Annotated in this window: 6 protein-coding genes; 1 reads left to right on the top strand and 5 read right to left on the bottom strand. The window is 61.1% G+C overall.

Translation table 11 applies throughout. The features are described from left to right. Positions 1-239 precede the first annotated feature (239 nt). The 5 genes from AB4Z25_RS29270 to AB4Z25_RS29250 all read right to left on the bottom strand — a co-directional run bounded on the left by AB4Z25_RS29270 (position 240) and on the right by AB4Z25_RS29250 (position 3296). Entirely contained in the window at positions 240-710 is a 471-nt protein-coding gene (locus AB4Z25_RS29270; RefSeq protein ID WP_112541147.1) for a nuclear transport factor 2 family protein, read from the bottom strand. 106 nt (positions 711-816) lie between these two features. Continuing rightward, a complete protein-coding gene (locus tag AB4Z25_RS29265) occupies positions 817-1143 on the bottom strand; it encodes a nuclear transport factor 2 family protein (protein WP_112541148.1) in 327 nt (108 codons plus the stop codon). Between the two features lie 13 nt (positions 1144-1156). Next, complete coding sequence (locus AB4Z25_RS29260) at positions 1157-2140, bottom strand: saccharopine dehydrogenase NADP-binding domain-containing protein (RefSeq protein ID WP_112541149.1); 984 nt, start codon at positions 2138-2140, stop codon at positions 1157-1159. 1 nt (position 2141) lies between these two features. Further along, complete coding sequence (locus AB4Z25_RS29255) at positions 2142-2537, bottom strand: VOC family protein (RefSeq protein ID WP_112541150.1); 396 nt, start codon at positions 2535-2537, stop codon at positions 2142-2144. A gap of 15 nt (positions 2538-2552) precedes the next feature. Then, complete coding sequence (locus AB4Z25_RS29250; RefSeq protein WP_112541151.1) at positions 2553-3296, bottom strand: SDR family oxidoreductase; 744 nt, start codon at positions 3294-3296, stop codon at positions 2553-2555. A 136-nt stretch (positions 3297-3432) separates the two neighbouring features. On the opposite strand from AB4Z25_RS29250, the gene AB4Z25_RS29245 reads away from it, so the two are divergent. After that, positions 3433-4305: an AraC family transcriptional regulator N-terminal domain-containing protein gene (locus AB4Z25_RS29245; RefSeq protein WP_442210551.1), complete on the top strand. Its 873-nt coding sequence runs from the start codon at positions 3433-3435 to the stop codon at positions 4303-4305. The last annotated feature ends 189 nt before the right edge of the window (positions 4306-4494 follow it).

Here is a 4494-nt window from a genome sequence, read left to right as displayed (position 1 = left end):
TTGTTTCGCCATCCACAACCGAGTTACACACATTTAGCCTCCTAGAAAGGCATTACGATATCTCGGCGGGCGTTCGTGTCACGGACGCTAATTTCTAAGGGGATAGATGAGATGCTCACCACCAATAGTTTTTCAACAGTATCCGCCAGAAGCGGACATCGCGCTACCCCGCGGCCACAGGCTACTAGGCGGCGGAGACAAAGTCTCTCGCCGCCCTCCTTGGGCACCTATAGTGGAGGCTAGATGCCGGAAAGGACTCCAATGTCGCCGGAGCGCCAGACGTTGTCGACGGTGTTGCGGGTGATGACCCAGAGGCCGCCGTTCCTCTTGAGTTCGACGTCGTAGCGGTTCTTCATCAGGTAATGACGCGAGGGATCGCTGCGGGCAACGTGCTGGGCTTCGACGAGAACGTCCATGCGTGCGGTGTCTCCATCGATCATCACCCGCGGATTGCTGACGGAATGCGTCGTGTCCAGGTTGGCGAGCGATGTCGCCAACGCCGAGACGATGACATCCCGGCCCTCGATAACGGGATATTCGAAGCCGGCCTTGGCAGCAGCCGGTCGGAAGTCGGAGACGGCATTCTCCGCCAGCGATGATGCGAGGAGATCGCTGTCGCGAAGATCGATGCCGGCCGTGAAGCGATAGAGAGCCTCGACGACGGCGAGCCGGTCTGCAGCATCCTGTGCGAAGGATGGCGATAGGGTCATGAATTTGCTCCTTGTCGTGCCGGAGGCCTGCGGAATGCACGCCCTCCCCGGCATCGGCGCGCTGGGCGCAGATGTTCCTGTTTCGATAGGGCTGAAAGTTAGTCTGTTATTCGAGATCGGCGTCGATGCGCTCGATCAGGCCATCGGGATTGACCGCGATCTTCAGGATCCCGATCTCGTGTCCGAAATCGCCTGTGAAATCGAGCCGGACGTCCGAATGGAATTCGTCGAGTTCTTCGATCGACAGCAGCTTGCTGTTGGTGCTGTAACCAACGAAGAACCGCTCGAGGTAATGCCGGACACCATCGCGGCCGACAAAGGCGTCGCCGACTGAAACATCGTCGATGACGGCGTCGGCTGCGAACAGCGACAGCGTCCCTTCCACGTCGAAGGCATTGGCGGTCATGATGAAGGATTCGATGAGCTTCTGCATGACGCCGGTCTCCTTAGACATCGTTGATCGAGGTATCGGCGATGGTCTGCGCGAAGCCGCTTCCGAACAGGGCCGCAGGCGTCTGGAAGCCGGGACGGACTTCGCCGCCAAGGACGCGCCGGCCAGCCTCGGCCGCCGCCATTGCCGTGAACGTATAGCCGTTGACCGTATCGAGGATGGAACGGGTGATCGTTCCATCTGTGCTAGTGACTTCGACGGCTGCCTGGTAGCGGTTCGCCCGCCGCTCCTCTTCGCTGGGGCCGTCCGGTAGGGTCGAGAGATCACCCTGCGGGAAACCATCGCCGGTGACATGCACAAAGGTCTCGACGTCGGGGACCCCCGTCGCCAGCCAGATGGTGATAAGATCAGGCAGCGTCACCGGGAAGCAGTCGACCGCGCCCTTGCCGAAATCGAACTTGCGGATGCCGTCGGCGGCAATCGAGACAAGCTCTCCGTCCACACGGGCCAGGGTTTCGACTGTGACGTTCTCCATGGCGCTGATCGCCGACCCGCGCGAAAGTCCGCCTGCGACATGCAGCGCAATCCTGATCTTGCGGGGGGCGTTCACACGAGCGACCGCATGTCCGGCAAGGCTGCCGAGCATGGAGACGCTTCCGCCGCCGCCCGGCATGAGCATCACGCCCCCAGCCTTCGCGTCGTCGTCGAGCGTGCCGGCCAGACGGTAGCTGTCGAGTTCGGCAGCCGTGTCGAGATAGTGGATGCCGTTGCGGATCGATGCCTTCATCAGCGAATCGGCGGTGCGCATGAATGGTCCTGCGCAGTTCAGCAGGACGGAGACGCCAGCCAGACCGACGTCAATTGCCGCAGCATCATCAAGGCCGAAGACGCGGTACTCGACGCCGAGTTCCGCAGAGAGTTTCGAGAGGGTCGCTTCGTTGCGGCCGGCGAGAACGAGAGGCGTGCGGGCAGCCTTCGCATGTTCCGCCGCCATGCGGCCGGTATAGCCGGTCGCGCCGTAGATCATCAGCTTTGTCATATCAGTGCTGCCATTCCTTGTAGACGAATTCGAGGCTGTAGCCGTCCGGGTCGCGAACCTGGGCGGCGTAGTAGCGAGGGTCGTAGTGAAGCTGCGCTCCGGGCGGATGGATTTTTGACGCGCCCGCGGCGACAGCTGCGGCATAGGCGGCGTCGACCTGGGAGGTGCTGTCGGCGACGAAGCCGATATGAGCAGCACGGCCTTCGACCACGCCTTCGCGGAGCCAGAAGAACACTCTGCCATTCGCGCCGAACCCCTTCAGATCAGGATGGCCGGGCGGCCCGTCCTTTCCGTCATAGTCATGAGCATGAACAATCCCGAGTGGTGCCAGTGCCGCTTCGTAGAAGGCAATCGACCGATCGATGTCGCTGACGGATATGAAGACATGGTCGAGCATGGTGCTCTCCTTTGCTCAGATAATGTATCCGCCCGAGACCTCGATGTTCTGGGCGTTGATCCAGCGGTTCTCTGCCGACAGGAGACTGGCGACGACTCCACCGATCTCTTCAGGCTCGCCGACACGGCCAAGTGCGGTTTGGCCTGCCAGCATGGCCTCGAACTCGTCGTTCAGGCCGCCGCCAAGCTCCGTGCGGATTGCGCCGGGTGCGATCGAGTTCGCCCGGATGCCGCGCTCGCTGAACTCCTTGGCCATGTAGCGGGTCAGGACTTCGAGCCCACCCTTGAAGGAGGCATAGGGCGCGACGCCAGCGGTTGCCACGCGCGAGGTGGCGCTAGTGATGTTGATGATCTGGCCGCCATCCGCCATCAGCGGCAGCAGGATCTGGGTCAGGAAGAACGGGCCCTTGAGATGGACATTAAAGAGCCCGTCGAACTGCTTTTCCGTAACAGTCGCGATCGGACTGAAGAGGCCGTATCCGGCATTGTTGACGAGATAATCGAAATCGTCCCGGCCGAAGATGGAACGCAGTTTCGAAGCAACAGAATCCCGGAAGGCCGGAAACGCGCCGATGTCGCCGACGTCGAGTTTTAAGGCTACTGCCTTACCGCCGTTCCCGATGATTGCCTTGACGACATCGTCCGCTTTTGCCGGGTTGCTGTTGTAGGTCACGACAACGCCCATTCCTTTGCGGGCGCATTCGATGGCTGTGCTGGCTCCAAGACCCCGGCTTCCTCCGGTGACGATGACGATCTTCATGGCTGTTTCCTTGCCTGTTTGCTGTGCCCTGAAGCTAGGCCTGTGCCATCTTGCCCGCTCACCTATTCCTCTCCGAAGCTTGCCTATTTCTGCTTTACGCTTGCAGGGGCTTTCTCGAGCTGTCACGGTCATCGCCATGGAAAAGCAACTTCAGGAACTGCGTGCCTTGGCATCGACGGCGGAAAACCGCCGCACGGAAACGGGAATTCCCCGTGTTGCAATGGTCCAAGGCGAGATTCCGGAGCATCGGCTCTCGGCCGTCTACGAGCCGATGATCAACCTGATCCTCACTGGCTCGAAAACGATGACGGTCGGCGAGCGGACATTCGCCTACGACCCGGCGACGTATTTCGTCATGTCGGTCGATCTTCCGGCGGTGGGATCGGTTCACCCTTCGGTGGCGGGAGAACCCTATCTCGCGGTCAGCCTGACACTCCACTCGCCAACGGTCGCCGCCCTCATCAGCGATCTGCCCGTGCAGGTGTGCAGCAAGCTGTTCGGCTCCGGTTTCTCCGTCGCGCCGGTCAACGACGAGTTCCTCGACGCCTGGGTGCGGATGCTCCGGCTGATGGACCGTCCGGACGAAATCGCCGTGCTTTCACCTGCCTACGAGCGTGAGATCCTCTTCAGGGTGCTGCAAGGCCCGCTCGGCTGGATGCTGCGGGACATTGCCGCGCCAGATGCTGCACTATCGCGGATCGGCGTTGCGATCCAATGGATCCGGGAAAATTTCGCCAAGCCGCTCAGGGTCGAGGCTCTCGCGGAGATGGCGGCGCTCAGCGTCTCGGCGTTCCATCGACACTTCAAGGCAATCACGGCACTCAGCCCGATCCAGTACCAGAAGCAAGTCCGGCTGCTGCATGCGCGCAGGCTTTTGATGGCTGGAGAAGGAACGGCAACGTCGGTCGCCTTCGGCGTTGGTTATGAAAGCCCGAACCAGTTCAGCCGTGAATACGCAAGGCAGTTCGGACTACCGCCCTCGAAGGATGTCGTGCGCCTTCGGGGGTGAGACCGTGTGACGGGATGCTTTCCTGCAACGGCCGCTTTGGGCCGATATCGTTGAAAAACTCGCCGCATTAGCTGCTCATCCGCCCATTTTGATTTTCCGGGCGGAGTACCAACGCGTTTCTGCCCCGCGCCTCGGCGCAGGGTCTCAATTCATGCCGCTCTCATGCGGCAATGACGCCATATGACGTCG

Source organism: Rhizobium sp. RAF36, from assembly GCF_052114105.1.
Classification (GTDB): Bacteria; Pseudomonadota; Alphaproteobacteria; order Rhizobiales; family Rhizobiaceae; genus Rhizobium.
Note: the sequence above shows the minus strand (reverse complement) of the source record. Positions and strands in the feature narration are given on the sequence as shown.